Raw genomic sequence first — 21,224 nt, 5'->3', positions numbered from 1 at the left:
TTCCATCGTCGCCGGCCGGCCTTGGCCGCGATACGCACCCCGTCGTCATTCCCGGACCAGGACCGGTCCGCGCGTCCCGGCGCGCAGCCACTCCAGGAACTGGACGATCTCGGCGGCCACGCTGCGATGTGCGACGTCGTTGAGCACGTCGTGCCGGCCGCCCTCGACCAGCACGAACCGGCCCGCGGGGAGCATTTCGGCGAAGGCGCGGGCGGCCTTGGCGTCCGCGACGGGGTCGGCGCCGCCGTGGAGGACGAGCACCGGGGTGCGCGGGAGCACCGCCGGGATGTCGGCGGGCTCCGAGAGCAGGGCACCGCGCCGCAGCCGGTCGTCGGTCTCCAGCAGCGTGCGGTGCTGCCGGCACGCCGTCCGGGCGTCGAGTTCGCCTTCCCAGGAGCGATCGGTGCTGTGCTCGGCCGTCAGCGGCAGGCCGGCCGCGACGACCGCGTGTACCGGCAGCTGCGCGGCGAGGGTCAGTGCGGTGATGGCGCCGGTGTCGCTGCCGAGCAGGACCACCGGGACCGGGCCGCCGCGGAGCACGCCCGCGACGTCGTCCCCGGAAGCCACCGCGACGACCCGGTAGCCGTCGAAGGCCAGCCGGGTGCCGAGGCGGGCGTAGAGGCCCGGGTGCTCGCCCCGGCCGGGCAGCAGCACGACCGTGCCGCGCGCGGTGCCGCCTTCGGCCGGTGTCCACAGTGCACGCGCCGCGGTGATCTTGCCGAGGACTTCGGGCATCGGGTTTTCCTTTCGCAGGCTCAGTCCAGCGTGACCGGTGCCGAACCCTCGAAGCGGTACCCGACGCCGCGGACGGTGGTGATCGGGTCCAGGTGTGGCTCCAGTTTCGCCCGCAGCTTCCGGACGTGGACGTCGACGGTGCGGTCGTTGCCGTCCTGCCGCGGCCACAGAGCCGACTTCAGCGCGGCCCGGGTGAAGACGCGGTCGGGGTGCGCGCGGAGGTAGTGCAGCAGATCGAATTCCAGGCGGGTCAGTTCCAGCGGCCGGCCGAACAGGACCACGCGCCGGGCCCCGGTTTCGATGTGCAGGACCGGGTCCGGGACCAACCGCAGGTGACTTCCCGGCGCCGGGCGGCCGGCGGTGCTCACCTCGACACTGGCGACTCCGTCGAGCGCCGCGGCCAGCCGGGCGGTGAGCACGGCGGCGTCGGCCGCCCGGCTGACGAGGTCGATCCGGATGCCGACGTGGATGACGTCGGTGGCCGCTCGTTGTTCCGGCGAGGTCGTCATGCGTCGGATTGTCGAGGCACCCGCCGGTGCGGCGTTAATCCGCCCGTCAGGTGAAACGGTTTGACCCGGCGGCGTTCCAGTGCCTGGCGAGCAGCTCGTAGGACCGGACGCGGTCGGCGTGCCGGTGGGTGATGGTGGTGACGACGAGCTCGTCGGCGCCGGTCGCGTCCTGCAGCTGTCGCAGCCGGTCGGCGACCGTCGCCGGGGAACCGGCGAACTGGGTGTCGACGCGGTCGGCGACCAGGGCGCGGTCTTCGTCGCTCCAGACGTGGGCGGCGGCCTCCTCGGGGGTGGGGAAGCGGATCGCGCCCTCCGCTCGGCGGATGCTGCGGACCCAGAGGCCGTAGCCGGCGGCCAGTTCGCGGGCGGTGTCGTCGTCTTCGGCGACGACGACGTCGGCCGAGACCGCCACGTAGGGCCGGGGGAGCGCTTCGGACGGGCGGAAGGCCGCCCGGTAGGCGTCGACGGCTTCGAGCACGCTGGACGGGCTGACGTGGTAGTTGGCGGCGAAGCGCAGGGAGTGGCGGCCGGCCACGGCGGCGCTCTGGCCGCCGCTGCTGCCGAGGATCCAGACCTCGGGCCGCGCGCCTTCGCCGGGAACGGCGTGCGCCTCCAGTCCTTCGGCGGACCGGTAGGTGCCGGCGAGGAGGGCGAGGATGTCGTCGACCTGCTCGCCGTAGTCGGGGGACTCGGCGCCGGGCTGCTGCAGGAGCTGGAAGGTCAAGCCGATGCGCGAGGAACGGGCCAGACCGCTGAAGTCGGGCTTCGGTGGGATCAGGAGGCCGTTGGCCGATCGCGCGGGTTCGGACGGCCGCGCGGCCGCCGCGGCGTATTCGCGGATGAGCTGTTTGCCGCTGCGGCCCAGGCCCAGATCGAGGCGTCCGGGGTGGAGGGCGTCGAGGAGGCCGAACTCCTCGACCACGGCCAGAGGGGTGCGGTGGGCGAGCTGGACGCCCGCGGAGCCGAGCCGGATCCGCGTGGTGGCGCCGGCCACGAGCGCGATCAGCACCGGCGGGGACGCTCCGGCGACGCCGGGGTTGAGGTGGTGTTCGGCGAACCAGTAGCGGTGGTAGCCGAAGCTCTCGGTGCGTTGCGCGAGGTCGACGGTGTTGCGCACGGCTTCGGCCACGTCGGACCCGGAGCTGACCGGGACGAGGTCGAGCACCGACAGGGGGACATCAGGCATGGCGGTTCTCCCGATCCGGCGTCGAGCGGATGGTCCACAGGTAGCCCTCGGCCGTCTCGGCCGCACAGGTGTTCAGGATGTGGACTCCCGGGCGCACGGTCGTGGACGGTTTCAGGTTCCGGACATCGTTGACAGTCCACGCACACGTGCTTACTTTCGGTGCATGGCAACGGGATGGACTCTCACACGACCGTGGTCGGCGGCCCGGGAGAGCCGGGTCTGTTGTCGCTGAGCGTGTCTCCGCGACCGATCCGTCCCGAGGAGTTTTCATGCGACCCGTTGCCGATCGTTCGGCCGACCTCGACCGCCTGCTCGCCCAAGGCCCGTTCCCGGCCGCGCTGCGGGCCGCGATCGGGGAGAGCGGGCTGTCCCTGGACCGCATCCGCCACCGCCTCGCCCGGCGAGGCCTCACGGTGAGCGTGCCGACGCTGAGCCTCTGGCAGTCGGGGCGACGGCGCCCGGAGCGCGCGGAGTCATTGCGCGTGCTCGCAGGGCTCGAGCAGCTGCTGGAGTTGCCCTCCGGCTCGCTCGGCGGCCTGCTCGGGCCGCCGCGGCCGCGGGGCCGGGCGCCCGGCCGGAACTCCCGGCTCATCGCGCTCAGCCAGCACGACCGGGCGGAGATCGACGAGGCCGGCCGGCTCGCGGCCGTCCGCGTGCGGGTGGTGCTGCGCGCCGAGGAGGCCGGGGCGCAGCGCTGGCCGGTGCGGTGGGACCTCGAACCGGGCGTGACGCCGAAGATCGTCGCGGACCGCAACTGCCGGGTCGGCAGCGTCGAGCACGACCTCGACCGGAGCCGGCTGACCGCGGAACTGGTGCTGGACGCCGCCCCGGCACCCGGGGAGTCGGTGATCGTCGAATACCGGGCGGCGTTTCCGGCCGGCCCGGCCGCACGGAGGTTCGTGCGCACCTTCGGGCAGCCCGTCCGCGACTACCTCCTGGAAGCCCGGTTCGCCGTCCTGCCGGCGCGCTGCGTCCGGCTCCACGACTTCGGCGGCCCCCGGGAGCTGAGCCCGGACTCCGGCGGCACCGTGCACGTCGCCGAGGCCGATGCTGCCGGCCGGATCGGGATCCGCTGGGAACCGTGAACACGGGTGGGGCCCCGGCAGTCGCCGGGGCCCCACCCTCTTTCCGGTTGCGGCGTCAGGGTGCGATGGAGAGCGTCCGGTTCGGGGTACCGCTGCCCGGGTTCTTCACCAGGTTCGGGGTGGCCGCACTGATCAGCGCCTGGCCGACCTGCGCGGCGGTGGCCGCGGTGTGCGTGGCGAGGTAGATCGCCGCCGCGCCGGCGGCGTGCGGGGCCGCGAACGACGTGCCGTTGCCGGTGTAGGTGGCGGTGTCGTTGGTGTTCCAGGCCGAGGTGATGCCGACGCCGGGCGCGAACAGGTCGACGCCGGCGCCGTAGTTGGAGAACGACGCGCGGGTGTCGGTCTTGTCCGCGGCGGCGACGGTGATCGCCTCGGCGACCCGGGCCGGGGACGACGTCGAGGCGTTGGCGTTGGAGTTGCCCGCGGCGACCGTCCAGGTGACGCCGGAGCTGATCGAGTTGCGGACCGCGGTGTCGAGCGCGGTCGAGACGCCGCCGCCGAGGCTGGCGTTGGCGACGGCGGGCTTCTTCGCGTTGGAGGTGATCCAGTTGACCCCCGCGATCACGCCGGAGATCGTGCCGCTGCCGTCGGAGCCGAGCACCCGCACCGGATACAGCTGGGCACCCTTCGCGACGCCGTACTGCGAGCCGGCGATCGTGGCGGCCACGTGGGTGCCGTGGCCGTACCCGTCGTCGGCGTTCGTGTCGTTGTCGACGAAGTCGTAGCCCTGGTGCACGCGGCCGCCGAAGGTCTGGTGGGTCGCGCGGATCCCGGTGTCGAGCACGTAGACGTTCACGTTCGAGGCGGTGGTGGCGTAGCTGTACTGGTTGTTCAGCGGGAGGTTCTTCTGGTCGACGCGGTCCAGGCCCCACGACGGCGGGTTCTGCTGGACGGCCTCGGCGTGCACGGCCCGGTCCTGCTCGACGAAGGCGACCGCGCTGTCGGCGGCGAGCCGCTTGGCGTGCTTTTCGTCCAGCCGCACGGAGAAACCGGCGAGGTTCTGCGCGTAGACCCGGCTCACGGTGCCGTCGTAGCGCCGGGCGAGGGTGCCGCTGTCGGTGTTCTTCGCGCTGTCCTTCAGCACGACGATGTAGCTGCCGGCGACCGTGCCGGGCTCGGCGGTGCCGAGCACCACGCCCTCCGCTGCCTGGGCCGGGGTGACGCTGGTGAACACGACGGCCGCCGCCACGGCGACCGCGGCTCCGGTGAATCTCGCTGCACGCATTTTCTGCTCCTACCGGGAGGGGGACGTTCCGAGAGCAAAACTAAGGCGGCGGAGGTTTCTTCGGGAGCAGCGGTTTTTTGCGTTTTTGCACGCGCTTTGCGATTCCACCGCGCGGGTTTTCCGCCCTACGAAGGTAGGTTCCCGCGAGGTGGACACGCGGCGGGGGCGTGGCCGACCACCACGGCGGCCGGGCGCCGGCGGCGGCCGGGCTGAGCTCCTCGGTGGCTCAGACGGCCGCGAGCCGCCGGAAGCGGCTGCCGTGGAACACCAGCGGTGGCGTGTCGGCCGTCTGCAGCCGGTGGATCCGCAGCAGGGCGATCAGGTGGTCGCCGGCGTGGACTTCCTCGTGCAGCGAACACTCCAGCCAGGCGCTGGAGCCGCTGACGAAGACGCTGTCGTCGGGGCCGGTTTCCCAGCCGACGTCGCGGAAGCGGTCGCCCTGCCTGGCCGACAGCCGGAGGCAGACGTCGTCCTGGCCCTCGGCCAGCACGCTCAGGCCCAGGCGGGGCCGGTCGCGCAGCAGCGGCCAGGTCGAGGACGTCCGCTGGATGCAGAGCGACACCAGCGGAGGAGCCAGCGAGACCGACGTGAAAGAGCTGGCGGCCATCCCTCGCGGGGTGCCGTCGACGAGGGCGCCCACCGCGGTCACGCCGGAGGGGAAGCAGCCGAAGGCCTCGCGCAGGTGGCCGTCGGACGTCACGGGCTGCAGGTCGATCATCTGCGTCCTTTCCGAAGCGTCGAGTGCCCGACTCCCAAGCGCCCCAAGGCGGCCTTGGTTGCGTCTGACGCACCGAAGGCCGCCTTGGGTGCGTCAGACGCACCGAAGGCCACATTGGGGCGCTTGAGTGCGGGGGAACCGGGGCGGGGTCGGCGAGCCAGGCGGGCTGGTCGTCGATGCTGCGGGTCTCCGCCGGAGGTCTCAGCTGTCCTCGCCGGTGGCCACCGGCCGGGCGGGGTCCGCCGACCAGGCCGACCACGACCCCGGGTACAACGCGGCCGGGATACCGGCGACGGCGAGCGCGGCGATCTCGTGGGCCGCGGTCACGCCCGAACCGCAGTAGACGCCGACTTTCGCGCCGCCGAGATCGCCGTACTTCTCCCGCAGCTCGCCGGTGGGCCGGAAGAAGCCTGCCCGCAGGTTGTCCGTCGTCGGGGCCGACCGGGCGCCGGGGATGTGGCCCGCGCGCGGATCGACCGGCTCGACCTCGCCGCGGTAGCGTTCGGTCGCGCGGGCGTCCAGCAGAACGCCGGTCTCCGCGAGTGCCGCGGCTTCGTCGGTGGTGAGCGTGGGCAGCCTGCCGCCGGTGAGCACCACGTCGCCGGCTGTCGCTGTTTCATCCCCTGTGGACAGTGCGAACCCGTGGGCTCGCCAGGAAGCGAGGGAGCCGTCCAGGATGCGGACGTCGTCGAGCCCGGCCCACCGCAGCAGCCACCACGCTCGCGCGGCCGCGGTTCCGCCGTTGTCGTCGTACACGACGATCGGACGTCGTGCGGTCACGCCCCAGCTGCGGGCGGCGGCCTGCAGGTCACCGACATCGGGCAGCGGATGCCGCCCCGCGGGTCCCGGTGGCGCGGCGAGCCGGCTGTCCAGGTCGACATAGACGGCGCCGGGGATGTGCCCGGCCCGGTAGTGGTCGTGGCCGTGCGGGTCGCCGAGCGCCCAGCGGACGTCGAGCAGCACCGGGGCCTGCCCGGCCTCGATGAGGGCGTGCAGTTCGGCCGCGTCGGCCAGCACGGCCCGCCGGGGCAGGTCGGGCAGTGTGGCGACGAGATCGGCGTCGTCCAGGCTGCCCGGGGCGATCTCGCCGGCTCGGTGGATGCGTTCGGTGAGGGCCGCGTTGTACGGCGCGTCGAGGCCGGCGAGCCGGGCCTGCAGCACGATCTCGCCGTTGAGGAAGTCGGTCTCGGGGGCCGCACCGCGCCGGAGGCTCTGCCAGGTCGAACTCCCGCCGCGCTTGACCGGCTCGCCGAGGTCGACGGCGGGCACGAAGTCGTCCGTGCCGAGCACGGTCCTGGCTTCCTGCTTGAGGATTCGCGCCGCGGCCGCGCGCAGGTCGCTGGGCCGGTAGAGGGCGTCGAGCACGTTCACCGTGTTCCCCACCAGCTTTCCCGCCTTCAAGCGCTGGATGCCGGGGACGACCTCGACGTGGAATCCCGCGGCCGTGAGGTCTTCGGCGATCCCGGCCAGGCGGGGATGGCCGCCGCCGGGGTAGGCGCCGAGCCAGAGGGCACCGGGGGACGGCGCCACGACTTCGCCGGGCTCGAGGTGACTCGACGGCATCCAGACGACGGCACCGATCACCCCGGCGAACCGGCGCAGCGCGGCCCGGTCGTTCTCGAGGCCGTTCTGGAGGAGCACGACCGGCAGCTCGGCGGCGGCCGTGCTCGCGTCCACCGGCTGCCAGGCCCAGGTGCGCAGGACGGCTTCGGTGTCCTGGGACTTGGTCGCCACCACGAGAACGTCGTCGGGGCGCAGCTCGATCTCGTCCGGCCCACCGGCCACCGGCACGTCGATCACCCGGGTTTCGCGCGGCCGCACGTACCGCAGTCCCTTGGTGCGCAGGGCATCCAGGTGGTCGCCGCGCGCGATGAGCGTCACCCGCCTGCCGGCCAGGTGCAGTTGCGCCGCGACGGTCGCTCCGACCGCACCGGCGCCGATGACCACGTAGCGCGTCATGTCAGAACCCCTTGCCCGGATTGAGAATTCCGTGTGGATCCAGGGCCGCCTTGATCGAGCCGTAGACCGCGGTGACGTCCGGGCCGGTCTCACGGGCGAGCCAGTCCCGCTTGAGCAGGCCGATGCCGTGCTCGCCGGTGACGGTCCCGCCGAGGTCGAGCGCCAGCGCGAAGAGGTCGTCCCCGGCCCGGCGCACGGCGTCGGGCAGTTCCGGCCCGTCGTAGGCGACGATCGGATGGAGGTTTCCGTCGCCCGCGTGGGCGAAGGCGTAGATGGCGACGTCGTATTGGCGGGCGATGCGTTCGACGCCCCGGAAGGCGGCGGCGAGCCGGGATCGCGGTACGCAGATGTCCTCGATCAGCGCGCGGCCGAACCGCTCGATCGACGGCAGCGCCATCCGGCGGGCGAACAGCAGCCGCTCGGACGATTCCGGGTCCACGCCGCGTTCCGACCAGGTCGCTTCCCGGCCCAGGACGTCGGCGATCGCCGCGATCTCGCCGTCCGCGGCCGGTCCGTCGGCCTGCGCGATCACCAAGGCTTGCCCGCGTGCGGCGAAGTCGCTGCCTTGGGCGCGATCGATGACCGCGAGGGTGGCGCCGTCGAGCAGTTCGAGCAGGCTCGGTTCACGCCGCTGCCGGATCAGCTCGCTGCACGCCTGCGCCGCGGCTTCGACGCTGTCGTACGCGGCCGCCGCGGTCAGGGTGCGTTCGGGCCGGGGACGCAGGCGCAGCGTCGCGCCGACGACGACACCCAGCGTGCCCTCCGAGCCGACGAACAGGGCCGTGAGGTCGAGCCCGGCGACGCCCTTGACGGTCCGCCGTCCGGTGTGGAGCAGCCGGCCGTCGGCGAGCACCACGTCGAGACCCAGCACCGCTTCCCGGGTCACGCCGTATTTGACGCACCGCATGCCGCCCGCGTTCGTCGCGATGTTGCCGCCGATCGTCGAGAGCTCCGCGCTGGCCGGATCCGGGGCGTAGCGCAGGCCGGACTTCTGCGCCGCCCGGTCCAGCTCCGCGGTGACCACCCCGGCCTCGACCACCGCCAGTTCGTCGTCCGGGTCGATCTCGACGATCCGGTCCAGGCCGCTGACGTCGAGGACGACCGCGCCGCGACCGGCCAGCGCGCCACCCGCGAGCCCGGTCCCGGCTCCGCGCGGGACGACCGGGACGCCGTGCTCGCCGGCCAGCCGGAGCGTGGCCTGGACATCGGCGACGTCCACGGCCCGCACGACGGCGAGCGGGAGCCCGTCCGGGCGCGCGCCGGAGCGGTCGATCGCCGCGGTCGCCAGGTCGGCCGGGGCGGTGGAGACGTCGGTGACAGCGCCGCGCAGGACGTCGAGGAAGCCGGTCATCCCTGGACGTGCTCCACGACGGCGGGCAGGTCGCTGCCGAGCTTGAGGCTTTCGAGGAACAGGACGACGGTGGCGGCCACCGAGCGGTGCGAGACGTCGTTCAGGACGTCGTGGTGCGCCCCGGCGACGAGGCTCAGACGCGCGGTCTTCGCGTCGCGGAAGGGGGCGAACGCCGCCTCCGGGGACGTGACGGGGTCGGCGCTGCCGTGGAGCACGAGAGCGGGCTTCGCGGGATCGCTCACCTCCCAGCCGGACGGCACCGGGCGGGCGAGGGCGCCGCGGACGAAGCCGTCGTCGTCGCTGACGACCCGGCGGTGCGTCGGGCACGCGGTGCGCGCATCGAGCTCGTCGTCCCAGCTGCCGACCGTCGCGCTTCCGGGCAGCGCCGGCCCGGCCAGCACCACGCCGTCGACCGCGGGCAGTTCGCCCGCCAGCCGGGCAGCGAAGGTCGCTCCCGTGTCGGAGCCGGCGAGGACCTTCGGTGCGGGCAGGGTGTCGTCGGCGAGCAGCGCCGCGACTTCCCGCCGGGCGAGCTCAAGGTTGTCGAGGTCGGCCCGGACGACGCGCACCCGGTAGGCGTCGGCCGCGAGCCTGCGTCCGAAGCGCTGGTAGGTCCCGGCAGTCTCGCCCCGGCCGGTGAGCACGACGACGGTGCCGCGCGCGGCAAGGCCGTCAGGCTCGTCCCAGGCGGTGGTGGAATTGGTCACCTCTGCACCCTCGCCCGCGCGGGGCGGACGCGTCCAAGAGCCTTTCGCGATCACTTCCCATGCGCGAGTGTGATGGGTGGCCGGAACACCAGGGGTGTCCCACATACCGGTAGCGGGCTCTCGGATCGTGCTTCATCGGCTCTAATCGGGCCATGACGAACTCGCTCGACCTCGAACATCTGCGCACGCTGGTCGCGATCGCCGAGTGCGGCGGGTTCAGCAAGGCGGCCGCCGTGCGCCACATCAGCCAGCCGGCGCTGAGCCAGCACGTCCGGCTCCTCGAACGCGGGCTCAAGCGCAAGCTCTTCGAGCGCGACGGCCGCAACATGCGGTTCACCCACGAGGGGGAGCGGGTGCTGGCCGAGGCCCGCCGGATCATCGAGGTCCACGACGCTTCGCTGCGCCGGCTCGAAGCCGCCGAGCGGGACCGGACGATCGTCGTCGGCTCCACCGAGCACAGCGCCGAGCAGATCCTGCCGGAGATGATCCGGGCGCTGCAGGCGGCGTTCCCCGGCTATTCGACCCGCTTCGAGATCGGCCGGTCCACCCAGCTCACCGAGGCCGTCGGCAAGGGCACCGTCGACTTCGCCTTCGTCCTCGACCCCGGTGGCCAGGGCGCCGGGCACCTCGTCGGCCGGCTGCCGCTGGTCTGGTACGCCGCGCGCGGCTGGACGGCGCCCGGGGAGACCTGGCCGCTCATCGCCTTCGAGGAGCCGTGCGGCCTCCGGCAGCGGGCGATGGCGGCGCTGACCGGCGAAGGACGGCACGTCGAGGTCACCGCCCAGTCGACGACGCTCGAAGGCGTGCTCGCCGGAGTTCGCGCCGGGCTCGGCGTCGCGCTGCTGCCGAGCGCGGGCGGCCGCCCGTCCGGGCTGAGTGTCCGCGCCGACCTGCCGGAAGCCGGCACGACCCAGCTGCGGATGGTCGCCCGGCGCGGGCTGGCGGCCGAGGTGGAGCGGACCGCGCTGGAGGCCGGGGTGGAGTTCTTCTCGCAACGGCCGCATCTCCAGCTCGTCCCGACCGCGGCCCGGGGTGCCTGAGTGTCCATAACGCGGGCCTATCGGTTCCCATCGCGCACTCGTCTTGGACGGAGATCCGGATGCCGCCCTACGTTCGAACCGTGACCAGCGCACCCGGCTTCGACGAGAAGATCCCCGAGACCGCCGCACAGACGGTCGAGTTCATCAGCCTGTCGCACCTCAACCCGTCGACCGAGCTGAACCCGATCCCGACCCGGGGCATCGACCTGAAGTACTTCCGCACCTACGTCCGCGCCCTCGAGGAGGGCGGGTACGACTACACGCTGCTGCCCTACGGCGCCGGCACCGCCGACTCGTTCGTCGTCGCCTCGGCCGTCGGCCAGCTCACCGAGCGGATCAAGCCGATCGTCGCGCTCCGGCCGAACACGACCTTCCCGCTGGTGGGTGCGCAGAAGCTCGCCACGCTGGACCAGCTCACCGAGGGCCGGGCCGTCGTCCACCTCATCTCCGGCGGCAGTGACGCCGAGCAGGCCCGCCAAGGCGACTACCTCCCGAAGGACCGCCGCTACGCCCGCACGTCGGAGTACATCGACCTGCTGCGCCGCGCGTGGACCGAGCCGGCGCCGTTCAGCCACGAGGGCGAGTTCTACAAGTTCGACGACTTCGGTCCCGGCTTCGCGCCCTACGACACGCCCATCCCGATCTCCATCGGCGGCCAGTCGGACGAGGCGTTCCAGGTGGGCGGCGAAAAGGCCGACGTCTTCAGCTTCTGGGGCGAGCCACTGGACGACCTGCGCGGTGAGATCGAGCGCGTCCACGCGATCGCCCGTGCCGCGGGCCGGACCACCCTGCCGCGGATCTGGGTGACCTTCCGGCCGATCGTCGCCGAGACCGACGAACTGGCTTGGCAGAAGGCACACTCGTATGTTGCCAAGATCGCCGACACGTTCGGCAAGTCCGCCTTCGGCAAGCAGCGCTTCCAGCAGGGTGCGCCGCAGAACGTCGGCTCGCAGCGCGCGCTGTCCTTCGCGGCTCGCAGCGAGCTGTACGACCGGGCACTGTGGACCCGGACCGCCGCCGTCACCAACGCGAGCGGGGCGTCGACGGCGCTGGTCGGCTCGCCCGAGACGGTGGCGGCCGCGATCCTCGACTACGTCGACCGCGGCGCGGACCTGGTCAGCATCCGCGGCTACGACACCCTCAACGACGCCGTCGACTACGGCCGCCACGTGCTTCCGCTGGTGCGTCAGGAACTCGCCCACCGCGAGGCGACCGGCACCCGCGGGACACTCCAGGCCGAGCACCTCGGCAACTACGCCGAGGACTACCGGCGCCACGCGACGGCGGGTCAGGCGTGACGAGCACCGCGTACGACCTGCCCGTCCCGGACCTGACGGACCTCGACGCGGTCACGGCCGAACTGGCCGAGACGGCGGCGGAGTACGACGAGAGCGGCGCCGTGCCGGTGCGGGGCCTGGAAGCCGTCCACCGCGCGGGCTTGTTCACCGCCACCGTCGGCCGCCAGTACGGCGGCTTCGGCGCCGGGCCCGTCGAGACGGCACGCATCCTCACCGCGCTCGGCGAAGGCGACCCCTCGGTCGCGCTGATCGTGGCGAACACCCTGATGGCGCACGCGGCCCAGGCGGCGAACGCCCACTGGCCCGCCGGGTTCTACGACGACGTGCTGCGGCGCTCGGCGGCCGGGCCGGCGCCCGTCAACGCGATCCGGGCGGAGCCGGAGCTCGGCGCCCCGGCCCGCGGCGGCCTGCCTGCGACGACGGCCCGCCGGACGTCGTCCGGTTGGATCCTCGATGGTCACAAGGCCTACGCGACGGGCGGCTCCGCACTGGCCTACCACCTCGTGTGGGTGGTCGCCGACGAACCGGGCACCGACGTCCCGCGCGTCGGCCACGTGATCGTCCCGGCGGACCTGCCGGGCATCACCTGGGTCGAAACCTGGGACCACCTCGGGCTCCGCGCGTCCAACACCCATGACGTGATCTACGAAGGCGTCGAGCTCCCCGAGGAGGCGTTCGTCGAGATCCCCCGCGGCCCGGACGGCGTCTACCGAGACCCGGCAGCCACGGCCGGGCCCAGCAGCTTCGGCCACCCGGCGCTCTACATCGGCGTGGCCAGGGCGGCCCGGCGGGCGTTCGCCGAGTTCGCGCGCTCCCGCGTGCCCGCGGGGCTCGGCAGGCCGATCGCCACGACCGAGCGGATCCAGTCGGTCGCCGGGGAAATCGACCTCCAGATCGCCCAGGCGGAGACGCTCTTGCACGGTGCGCTTGTGCGTGACGACGTGCTCCCGCAGCTGTCGGTGATCAAGGTGGCCATCGCCCGCGCGGCCGTGGCCGCGGTGCAGACGGCGGTCGCGGCACTGGGCAACCCGGGGTTGTCGCGGCGGAACTCCCTAGAGCGGCACCTGCGTGACGTGCTGTGCGTCCGGGTCCACCCGCCACAGGAGGACACGGCCCTGCTCGCCGCCGGCCGCCGGGTGCTCGGAGCCTGACGACCGCGGCGCCGAGGGGTCGTGAGTGGTATTTAGGGTTAGAACCCGAATTACCACTCACGACAACCCGCGGCAGACCACCGTTTGTCACTCACGAGGCCGGGACCAGGGGCGGTGGTTCGTAGGCGCGCACCGGCGGCACGGGTCCGTCGTACGTGAGGACGTTGACGTTGCCGTTGACGCAGTCGGCGACCTCCGGCGCGCTCGGGTCGAACCACGCTCCCGTGTGCATCTGCGCGACGCCGGGCAGCAGCACGTCGGTGACGACGACGCCCGCGAGCAAGCTCCCTTGGGCGCTTCGGACCAGTGCGACGTCCCCTGTGGACAGTCCGCGGGCGGCCGCGTCGGTGGGGGTGCAGGCGCAGCGGCTCGCGCCCGGCGACCTTGAAGGTGACGAGCAGGTCGGTGTGCCGCGCGATGTCGTCCCAGGATGCGGGCTGGTACCGCAGATCGAGGGTCGCCTGCGGGCCGATGAGGTGGGGGAGCAGGACCTGGCTGGCGCCGCGGCTGTAGTCGTTGACCGACCGGGTGTAGCCGCCGAACGCGTTGAGGAACCGGTGCAGCCGGCTCTGCGCGTGGTGCAGCCGGCCGGCACTGCCCCAGCCGTAGGAACCGCCGAAGATCGCCTGGTTGCCGAACCCGGACCGGACCCGCTCCAGTTCGTGGGCGAGCAGGTCGAGGGCGGTGTCCCAGCCGACTTCGACGTACTCGTCCGCGGGGTCGCCGCGGAGGGTGCCCCGACCGCCCTCGAGCCAGCGGCGGCGCACGCTCGGCCGCGCCACGCGGGAGCGATGGCGGTGGGCGTCCACGACGTTGCCGATCGCGGGGGCGGCGTCCGGATCACCGGCGTCGGCGGCGACGACTTCGCGGCCGTCCGCGGACACCTCGACCCGGTAGGTCCCCCAGTGCGCGCTGGTCTCCTGCCATCCCATGGCCGCCACGCTATCCGCGCGGGATCGGGCTGCCGATCAGACTCCTTGATGGGATCCGATCCCCATTTCGTCTTGGACCCGCCGGCCGGCCCGCTCCTAGGTTCGGCGTATGAAGACCTCCCGTGTACTCCGGACACTGCTCAGCCTGGTCTCCGTGGTCGTCCTCGCCGCGTGCGCGCCGGGCGGGGCGGCCACGGGAGGCGGCTCCGGCGAGCCCAAGCCGGGCGGCGGCATCACGTTCCTCATCGACTCCCTCGGCGACACCTGGATCCCCAACAACAGCGCGATCTCCAGCTTCCAGGGGCACATCTGGGGCCACGTCACCGACAAGCTCGTCTACGTCGACGAGAACGGCAAGGCCAGCCCGTGGATCGCCGAAAGCTGGGAGCAGAACGCCCAGGCCACGCAGTTCACGCTGCACCTGAAGAAGGGCGTCACCTTCTCCGACGGCACGCCGCTGGACGCCGCCGCGGTCGTCGCGAACCTCGACATCTGGGCCAAGGGCGACCCGGCGCGGGGGATCAACCCGATCGGGCTGTTCCCGAAGACCTACGACCATGCCGAGGTGGTCGATCCGGCCACGGTCAAGGTCTCCTTCAAGGCGGCGACGCTCGGCTTCATCCCGACGCTGGGTTACCACGGCTCGATCCTGATCTCGCCGAAGACCATCGCGCTGCCCGCCGCCAAGCAGGCCGATCTCGCCAACGACATCGGCAGCGGCCCGTTCGTCGTCGCCTCGTGGAAGGAGGGCGACAGCGTCGTCCTCAAGAAGCGTGCCGGCTACAACTGGGGTCCCGCGGCGCTCAACCACCAGGGCCCCGCCTACCTGGACACGATCACCTACAAGCTCGTCGCCGAGCCGTCGCTGCGCACCGCCGCCGTGCAGTCCGGCCAGGCCGACGTCGCCTACAACCCGTCGCCTCAGGAGCTCGCGTCCTTCAAGGAACAGGGCTTCACGACCGCGACCCCGCGCTATCTGGGCTTCGTCAACGGGTTCGCGGTGAACACGAAGGTCGCGCCCTTCGACGACCTCAAGGTCCGGCAGGCACTGCAGCACGGCATCGACCGGGCCCAGCTCATCTCCACGGTCTACACGCCGGACTGGCTGCCCGCGAAGTCGTTCATCCAGAGCAACGTCCCCGGCGCGACCGACCACAGCGGCGACTTCGCCTTCGACGCGGCCGAGGCGAACCGCCTCCTCGACGAGGCGGGCTGGGCGAAGGGCGCCGACGGCGTCCGCGCCAAGGACGGCAAGCCGCTGTCCCTGACGCTGTACCCGAACCCCTACCTGGCCACCTCGCGAGCGGTCGACGAACTCGTGGCCCAGCAGCTCGGGACGCTCGGGTTCAAGGTCACCCTCCAGGCCTTCGACGTCGTGACCTACGGTCAGCGCGTCAAGGTCGCCAGCCCGACCGTGCCCGCCTACGAGGTCACCCGCAGCTTCATCGACGCCGGCACGGTGGCCGGGGTCCTCACCGACGCCAACAAGGGCGAAAACTGGTTCGGCCTCGGCCAGAGTGACCAGAAGCTCGTCGAGCTCGCCAACGGGGTGGCCCGCGCGGACGACGCCGGCGCGCGCGCCAAGACCCTCGACGAACTGCAGGGGTACGTGCTGAAGCAAGGCTACTTCGTCCCGCTCACGCAGATCGTCCAGCGGATCTACCTGCAGTCGCCGAAGCTGCAGGGCGTCACGTACAACGGCATCGCCTACGCGAACTACTACACCGCCTGGCTCGGCTGAGCCGATGAACCGGAACTACGCGGCCTACGCGCTGAAACGCATCCTCCAGGCGTTCGTCGTCATCCTGCTGGTTTACGTGTTCACCTTCGTGGTGATCAGCGTGCTCCCCGGCGATCCGGTGACGAACACGCTGCGCAACCCGGAGAACGGGTTCTCCGAAGCCGACATCACCCGGATCGCCGGCTACTACGGGCTCGACCGCCCGGTGTACGTGCAGCTGTGGGAGGCCCTGTCCCGGTTCGTGACCGGCGACCTCGGTCTCTCGCTGCGGTCGGGTCTGCCGGTCAGCCGGATGATCGGCGAGGTGCTGCCGTCGACGCTCGTCCTCGCGTCGTCGGCGCTCGCCCTCGCCCTGGTGCTGGCGCTGGCCATCGGCTTCGGCTCGCAGTACCTGCCCAAGCGCTACGGGCAGGGCCTCCTGCGCACCCTGCCGTCACTGTTCAGCTCGGTACCCACCTTCGTGATCGGCCTGGTGCTGATCAACGTCTTCGCCTTCCAGCTCGGCCTGTTCCGGGTGATCGACGCCGACGGCGGACCGGCGACGTTCTTCGCCGCGCTCGCCCTCAGCGTGCCGGTCGCCGCCCGGATCGCCGAGGTGCTGGTCGCCGGCCTCGATCACGAAGCCCGGCAGGAATACGTCGCCCTCGCCCGCTCCCGCGGACTGGGCCAGGCCCGGCTGCTCCTGCGTCATCTGCTCAAACCGGCGTCGTTGCCGGTCGTGTCCGTCGTCGCGGTGACCGTCGGCGAGCTCCTCGGGAGCACCGTCATCACCGAGATGATCTTCGGGCGGGTGGGCGTCGGCACTCTGCTCCGGCAGTCGGCGACCACGCAGGACCTGCCGACGCTGCAAGCGATCGTCACGCTCGCGGCCGTGGTCTTCGTCGTCGTGAACCTCCTGTCCGACCTCGTGTACCCGCTGCTCGACCCGCGGGTGAAGCTCGCGGGCAGGCGCGAGAGGGCGGAGGTGGCGGCGTGAGCGTTTCCACCGTTCCCCTTGCATCGGCGGCGCGGATCCGGCGGGGCATCCGGGTTCCGCCGACGGTCGCTCTGTCGTTCGTGGTCGTGGCGATCGTGCTGGCCTGGTCGTTCGCCCCCGGCCTGTTCACCGGCGCCGATCCCGCGTTCGGCGTCCCGGCGCAGAAGTTCCTCGGACCGAGCGCCGCGCACTGGTTCGGCACCGACCACCTGGGCCGCGACCTGTTCACGCGGGTCGTTTACGGAACCTCGTCGTCGGTGGCCAGCGGACTGATCGCCGTGGGCATCGGCGTGGTGGTCGGCGGCCTGATCGGGCTGATCGCGGGGTTCGCCGACCGCTGGGCCGACACCCTGCTCTCCCGGCTGGTCGACGTGCTCCTGGCGATCCCGCCGTTCCTGCTCGCCATCATCATCGTCACCTCGCTCGGCTTCGAGACGGTCAACGCCGCGATCGCCACGGGCGTGTCGACGGTCGGCATCTTCGCCCGGGTCACCAGGTCTGAGGTGCTGAAGGCCCGCAGCGCGGTCTTCGTCGAGGCTTCCTACCTCCAGGGTGGCTCGTGGTGGCACATCCTGGCCCGGCACGTGCTGCCCAACGCCTCCCGCTCGCTGCTGCCGCTCGCCGTGGTCGAGTTCGGGTTGTCGATCCTCGTGATCGCCGGGCTCGCGTTCCTCGGGTACGGCGACCCGCCGCCGGCGTCCGACTGGGGCCTGCTCGTTTCCGTGGGCAAGAACTACCCGCTGGCGCCCTGGCTCGTCTACGCGCCCGCGCTCGTCATCATCGCCACCGTCCTCTCCGTGAACAGGATCAGCCGATGGCTCCGCAAGACCGCCTGACCCTCGACCGCGTCGAGCTGCCCACGGAACCCGCGACCGGCACGCTGCTGCGCGTCGACGGCCTGTCCGTGGCGTACGGCGACCACGAGGTCGTGCACGACGTCGGCTTCGACCTCCGGCGCGGCGAAAGCCTGGCGCTGATCGGCGAGTCGGGGTCGGGCAAGTCGACGATCGCCCGCGCGGTGCTGCGCCTGCTGCCTCCCGGCATCGGGCGAGCACGGGGGCGGGTGGAGTTCGACGGCCAGGACGTCCTTTCGCTGTCCGAGCGGCGCTTTCGGCCGTTGCGCGGACGCCGTATCGGGTTCGTGCCCCAGGACCCGGGCAACGCGCTCAACGCGGTGCGGACGATCGGCGCCCAGGCGCAGGAAGCGGCCGCTCTCACGGACTCGGCCCGGCGCGAGGAACTGGTGCTGGACACCTTCGCCCAGGTGGGACTCGACGACCCCCGCCGCGTCTACGACTCCTACCCGCACCAGCTGTCGGGCGGCATGCTGCAGCGCGTCCTCATCGGACTGGCCGTGCTGCCGCGGCCGGCGCTCCTCGTCGCCGACGAGCCGACCTCGGCGCTCGACGTCACCGTCCAGAAGCGCATCCTCGACCTCCTTTCGCGGCTGCAACGGGAGCTGGACATCAGCCTGCTCCTCATCACCCACGACCTCGCGATCGCCGCCGAACGCGCGGACTCCCTGGTCGTCCTCAAGGACGGTGTCGTGCAGGAGGCCGGGACCACGGCGACGGTGTTCTCGTCGCCCGCCTCCGAGTACGCCCGCCGCCTGCACGCCGACGTTCCGGCGCTGAATCCCGATCGCTACCGGCATCTGCGGCCCGGCGTGTTCGGCAGCGAACCCAAGATCGAGATCAGCGGTGTGACCAAGACGTTCACCGTCGAAGGCAAGGCGTTGACCGCCGTCGACGACGTGTCGTTCACCGTCCGGGCCGGCACCACGCACGCGCTCGTCGGCGAATCCGGGTCCGGGAAGACGACCGCCGTCCGGCTGCTGCTGGGCCTGGAGGAACCGGACCGCGGCAGCATCAAGGTCGCCGGCGAGGAGGTGACCGGCCGGTCGCCCGCGTCGCTCCGGACGATCCGCCGCCACCTGCAGCTCGTCTACCAGAATCCGTTCACCTCGCTGGATCCGACCTGGCGGGTCGAGCGGCTGGTGCGGGAGCCGCTGGAACGCTACCGCATCGGGACCAGGTCCGAGCGGGTTTCGCGGGTACGCGAGGCCCTCGAATCGGTCGGGCTGGGCGAAGAACTGCTGTCCCGCAAGCCATCCGCTTTGTCGGGCGGCCAGCGGCAGCGGGTCGCGATCGCCCGGTCGCTGGTGCTGCGACCCGACGTGATCGTCCTCGACGAACCGACCTCGGCGCTGGACGTCACCGTCCAGGCCGGCATCGTCGAAGTGCTGCTGACGCTGCAGGCCGAGCTGAAGCTGACGTACGTGTTCGTCTCGCACGACCTGGCGCTGGTCCGCCAGCTGGCGGACACGGTGTCGGTCATGCACCGGGGACGGATCGTGGAGAGCGGGACGGTTGCGGCCGTCTTCGACGACCCGCGGCAGCCCTACACGCGCGAGCTCCTCGAGTCGATCCCCGCCGGCGTCTCATGACCAGGCTCGGCTTCAACACCCGGGTGTCCTTCAGCGACGACGGCGGCCCGGCGCAGGGCCTGGCCGACGGTATCGAGCTGTTCCGCGCGGCCGAGGCACTGGGGTACCAGTCCGGCTGGGTCTACCAGCGGCACTTCGACCACTACCTGTCGTCGCCGCTGCCGTTCCTGGCTGCCGCCGGGCAGCACACGAGCCGCATCACGCTGGGGACCGCGGTACTCCCGATGCGCTACCAGGACCCGATCCTGCTGGCTGAAGCCGCCGGCGTCACGGATCTCCTGGTCGGCGGGCGTCTTCAGCTCGCCGTCGCGACCGGCGCCAATGCGGCCTTCGACGCGGTCTTCGGCGCGGTGGAAACGGATCCCCGGACCGAGGCCGAGCGCCGGCAACTCCGGTTCCTCGCCGCGATCGGCGGCGAGACGCTGCACGTCGTCGACGGGCCGGGCCAGGGCGCTCCGGCCGGGACCGAGCTCAGGGTCACGCCGCACAGCCCGGGCCTGCGGTCGCGAGTCCGGCAGGGCGCGGGCAGCCTCGGTTCGGCGATCCGGGCCGCCGAGCTCGGGATCGGGCTGATCACCGGGACCGTGCTGCAGGGCCTCGCCGACGGCGAGACGTTCGGGGAATACCAGGCGCGCTGCATCAACGCCTACCGCACGACCTGGCGCACCAAGTACGGAACCGAGCCACCTCCGGTGGCCGTCGCCGCGTCGATCTTGCCCGGTCCCACGGCGGAGCTGCGGGAGACCTATGCCGCGTACGACCGGCAGCGGCGCACCGAGGGCATGCACGCGTCCCGGCCCGGGGGAGCGCTGGAGCCGGTGCTCAAGGCCGACCTCCCGGCAGGCATGCGCATCAGCCCGGTTTTCCACGGCACCCCGGACGAGGTCGTCGAAGCGGTACTGGCCGACCCGGGCCTCGCCGGGGCCGACGAGGTCGTGTTCTTTCTGCCGCCCGCGTTCGGTCTCGCGGAGAACGTCCGGCTCCTCACCGATCTCGCGCGCACGGTGGCACCCGCTCTCGGCTGGTCCGCGGGATAGCAGGCGTCATCGGCGGAAGCGCGCTACGGCTCTGCCGTCGTAACGGCATCAGGCAGCGATCGTCAAATTGAGGGATGGGCCGAGAGGTGGCCGGTCAGCCGCTCCCAGTTGCCGGATCCGATGTCGGCCTTTTCCTTTTCGGTGAACGGTGCGTTTTCGAGGAAAGATCTGGCGACGCCGCGGCTGGTGTCGAGGAAGGGAAAGCCGTCTGGCCGGGTGCCGAAGGTGTAGGGGTAGTCGGTCGAGTAGAGCATGCGGTCGGTGCCGACGACCTCCGCTGTCCACCGCAGGTAACGTTCGCTGACGGTGCCGCTGCCGGCCACCCAGAAGTTCTGCCGGAAGTAGTCCGCCAGGGGCCGCTGCAGGTTGGCCATGCCCTGAAGGACACCAACGTGGTCCAGGTAGAACAGGATCACCTCGCCCCAGTGTCCGGCGATCACTTGCAGGTCGGGATGCCGGTCGAAGACTCCGGAGAAGATCATCCGCAGGTACTGCACGCCGAGGTCGTAGTACCAACCCAGGCCGGCGGTCGCCAAGGCCGGCCCCAGGCCGTCGGGCAGTCCTGAGTAATAGGCTTGCTGGACGGCCTGCACTGGCGCCTGCGGGTGAAAGTGAAGAGGTACGCGCAGCCGTTCGGCGGCCGCGTAGAGGTCGTCGAACTCGGGCGCGTCGGCCGGCTTGTCGCCGGTGCGGCCGTACAGCATGGCCCCGCGGAAGCCGTGCCGGGTGACTGCGCGCTCCAGTTCAGCGGCCGCGGCTTCGGGTGCGGAGGTCGGGATCGCCGCGAATGCCTGCAACCGTCGCGGGTTGCCGGCGACGATCTCGGCAAGAGTGTCGTTGGCCTCGCGCGCCACGCTCACGGCGTCGGCCGCGGGGAGGTTCTGCACGCCGGGACTGGTCAGCGACAGCACTGCGACATCGATGCCCTGATCGTCCATGTCGGCGAGGCGTCCGTCGCCGACGTCCTGCAAGCGCCGCGTGACCGGGTGGTCGTCGCCGTAGCGATGTGGTTGGACGCCCGCTCTCGCCCACGCGTCGCGCAGCACAGGGAGGAGCACGTGCTCCTCGACGCCGACTATGTGCAGCTCGTTGCCCACGCTGGCTCACTCCTTCATGATGATTCCGCCG

The 21,224-nt window shown here is 72.0% G+C and carries 19 protein-coding genes and 1 pseudogene; 9 read left to right on the top strand and 11 right to left on the bottom strand.

Going from position 1 to position 21,224, the window contains the following annotated elements; all coding sequences use genetic code 11:
• Positions 1 to 45 precede the first annotated feature (45 nt).
• From ACLJQF_RS11285 to ACLJQF_RS11275, 3 genes are read right to left on the bottom strand one after another with little or no spacing between them, the layout of a single operon-like run.
• Positions 46 to 735, bottom strand: a complete 690-nt coding sequence (locus tag ACLJQF_RS11285) for an alpha/beta hydrolase (protein WP_410608204.1) — start codon at positions 733 to 735, stop codon at positions 46 to 48.
• 20 nt (positions 736 to 755) lie between these two features.
• Positions 756 to 1,244, bottom strand: coding sequence for a winged helix-turn-helix domain-containing protein (locus ACLJQF_RS11280; protein WP_410608203.1), 489 nt, complete (start codon positions 1,242 to 1,244; stop codon positions 756 to 758).
• Positions 1,245 to 1,290: 46 nt separating this feature from the next.
• Entirely contained in the window at positions 1,291 to 2,430 is a 1,140-nt protein-coding gene (locus ACLJQF_RS11275) for an LLM class flavin-dependent oxidoreductase (protein ID WP_410608202.1), read from the bottom strand.
• Positions 2,431 to 2,699: 269 nt separating this feature from the next.
• Here ACLJQF_RS11275 and ACLJQF_RS11270 point away from each other — a divergent pair, with 269 nt between their 5' ends.
• Positions 2,700 to 3,515, top strand: coding sequence for a hypothetical protein (locus tag ACLJQF_RS11270; protein ID WP_410608201.1), 816 nt, complete (start codon positions 2,700 to 2,702; stop codon positions 3,513 to 3,515).
• A gap of 55 nt (positions 3,516 to 3,570) precedes the next feature.
• Here the strand turns inward: ACLJQF_RS11270 and ACLJQF_RS11265 are convergent, their stop codons facing one another.
• The 5 genes from ACLJQF_RS11265 to ACLJQF_RS11245 all read right to left on the bottom strand — a co-directional run bounded on the left by ACLJQF_RS11265 (position 3,571) and on the right by ACLJQF_RS11245 (position 9,475).
• Complete coding sequence (locus tag ACLJQF_RS11265) at positions 3,571 to 4,740, bottom strand: S8 family peptidase (RefSeq protein ID WP_410608200.1); 1,170 nt, start codon at positions 4,738 to 4,740, stop codon at positions 3,571 to 3,573.
• A 226-nt stretch (positions 4,741 to 4,966) separates the two neighbouring features.
• On the bottom strand, positions 4,967 to 5,458 hold the full coding sequence (locus tag ACLJQF_RS11260) for a flavin reductase family protein (RefSeq protein WP_410608199.1): 492 nt from the start codon (positions 5,456 to 5,458) through the stop codon (positions 4,967 to 4,969).
• A gap of 201 nt (positions 5,459 to 5,659) precedes the next feature.
• Positions 5,660 to 7,417 carry a rhodanese-like domain-containing protein gene (locus ACLJQF_RS11255; protein ID WP_410608198.1) on the bottom strand — a complete coding sequence of 586 codons (1,758 nt, stop codon included), beginning with the start codon at positions 7,415 to 7,417 and terminating at the stop codon, positions 5,660 to 5,662.
• 1 nt (position 7,418) lies between these two features.
• Positions 7,419 to 8,768: an FAD-binding oxidoreductase gene (locus ACLJQF_RS11250; RefSeq protein WP_410608197.1), complete on the bottom strand. Its 1,350-nt coding sequence runs from the start codon at positions 8,766 to 8,768 to the stop codon at positions 7,419 to 7,421.
• Positions 8,765 to 9,475, bottom strand: a complete 711-nt coding sequence (locus ACLJQF_RS11245; RefSeq protein ID WP_410608196.1) for an alpha/beta hydrolase — start codon at positions 9,473 to 9,475, stop codon at positions 8,765 to 8,767. The genes ACLJQF_RS11250 and ACLJQF_RS11245 overlap by 4 nt, the downstream gene beginning before the upstream one ends.
• A 152-nt stretch (positions 9,476 to 9,627) precedes the next feature.
• Between ACLJQF_RS11245 and ACLJQF_RS11240 the strand changes: the two genes are divergently transcribed.
• From ACLJQF_RS11240 to ACLJQF_RS11230, 3 genes are all read left to right on the top strand, one after another.
• Positions 9,628 to 10,515: a LysR family transcriptional regulator gene (locus tag ACLJQF_RS11240; RefSeq protein ID WP_410608195.1), complete on the top strand. Its 888-nt coding sequence runs from the start codon at positions 9,628 to 9,630 to the stop codon at positions 10,513 to 10,515.
• 80 nt (positions 10,516 to 10,595) lie between these two features.
• The gene (locus ACLJQF_RS11235) at positions 10,596 to 11,813 is read left to right on the top strand and encodes an LLM class flavin-dependent oxidoreductase (RefSeq protein WP_410608194.1); all 1,218 of its coding nucleotides are present in this window, start codon (positions 10,596 to 10,598) and stop codon (positions 11,811 to 11,813) included.
• Entirely contained in the window at positions 11,810 to 12,964 is a 1,155-nt protein-coding gene (locus ACLJQF_RS11230) for an acyl-CoA dehydrogenase family protein (RefSeq protein WP_410608193.1), read from the top strand. Before ACLJQF_RS11235 ends, ACLJQF_RS11230 begins: the two co-directional genes overlap by 4 nt.
• Positions 12,965 to 13,055: 91 nt before the next feature.
• Here the strand turns inward: ACLJQF_RS11230 and ACLJQF_RS11225 are convergent, their stop codons facing one another.
• Positions 13,056 to 13,292 carry a molybdopterin dinucleotide binding domain-containing protein gene (locus ACLJQF_RS11225; RefSeq protein ID WP_410608379.1) on the bottom strand — a complete coding sequence of 79 codons (237 nt, stop codon included), beginning with the start codon at positions 13,290 to 13,292 and terminating at the stop codon, positions 13,056 to 13,058.
• Between the two features lie 97 nt (positions 13,293 to 13,389).
• Positions 13,390 to 13,896, bottom strand: a pseudogene (locus ACLJQF_RS11220) (molybdopterin-dependent oxidoreductase); the annotation flags it as partial.
• A 109-nt stretch (positions 13,897 to 14,005) separates the two neighbouring features.
• On the opposite strand from ACLJQF_RS11220, the gene ACLJQF_RS11215 reads away from it, so the two are divergent.
• From ACLJQF_RS11215 to ACLJQF_RS11195, 5 genes are read left to right on the top strand one after another with little or no spacing between them, the layout of a single operon-like run.
• Positions 14,006 to 15,637 carry an ABC transporter substrate-binding protein gene (locus ACLJQF_RS11215; RefSeq protein WP_410608192.1) on the top strand — a complete coding sequence of 544 codons (1,632 nt, stop codon included), beginning with the start codon at positions 14,006 to 14,008 and terminating at the stop codon, positions 15,635 to 15,637.
• 4 nt (positions 15,638 to 15,641) lie between these two features.
• Complete coding sequence (locus ACLJQF_RS11210) at positions 15,642 to 16,613, top strand: ABC transporter permease (RefSeq protein ID WP_410608191.1); 972 nt, start codon at positions 15,642 to 15,644, stop codon at positions 16,611 to 16,613.
• Positions 16,610 to 17,449, top strand: a complete 840-nt coding sequence (locus ACLJQF_RS11205; RefSeq protein WP_410608190.1) for an ABC transporter permease — start codon at positions 16,610 to 16,612, stop codon at positions 17,447 to 17,449. Before ACLJQF_RS11210 ends, ACLJQF_RS11205 begins: the two co-directional genes overlap by 4 nt.
• On the top strand, positions 17,428 to 19,059 hold the full coding sequence (locus ACLJQF_RS11200; RefSeq protein ID WP_410608189.1) for a dipeptide ABC transporter ATP-binding protein: 1,632 nt from the start codon (positions 17,428 to 17,430) through the stop codon (positions 19,057 to 19,059). The genes ACLJQF_RS11205 and ACLJQF_RS11200 overlap by 22 nt, the downstream gene beginning before the upstream one ends.
• Positions 19,056 to 20,096 carry an LLM class flavin-dependent oxidoreductase gene (locus tag ACLJQF_RS11195; RefSeq protein WP_410608188.1) on the top strand — a complete coding sequence of 347 codons (1,041 nt, stop codon included), beginning with the start codon at positions 19,056 to 19,058 and terminating at the stop codon, positions 20,094 to 20,096. Before ACLJQF_RS11200 ends, ACLJQF_RS11195 begins: the two co-directional genes overlap by 4 nt.
• A gap of 62 nt (positions 20,097 to 20,158) precedes the next feature.
• Here ACLJQF_RS11195 and ACLJQF_RS11190 read toward each other — a convergent pair whose 3' ends face one another.
• Positions 20,159 to 21,193, bottom strand: a complete 1,035-nt coding sequence (locus ACLJQF_RS11190; RefSeq protein ID WP_410608187.1) for an amidohydrolase family protein — start codon at positions 21,191 to 21,193, stop codon at positions 20,159 to 20,161.
• Between the last annotated feature and the right edge of the window lie 31 nt (positions 21,194 to 21,224).

The sequence above is a fragment of the Amycolatopsis sp. lyj-109 genome, assembly GCF_046548995.1.
GTDB lineage: Bacteria > Actinomycetota > Actinomycetes > Mycobacteriales > Pseudonocardiaceae > Amycolatopsis.
Note: the sequence above shows the minus strand (reverse complement) of the source record. Positions and strands in the feature narration are given on the sequence as shown.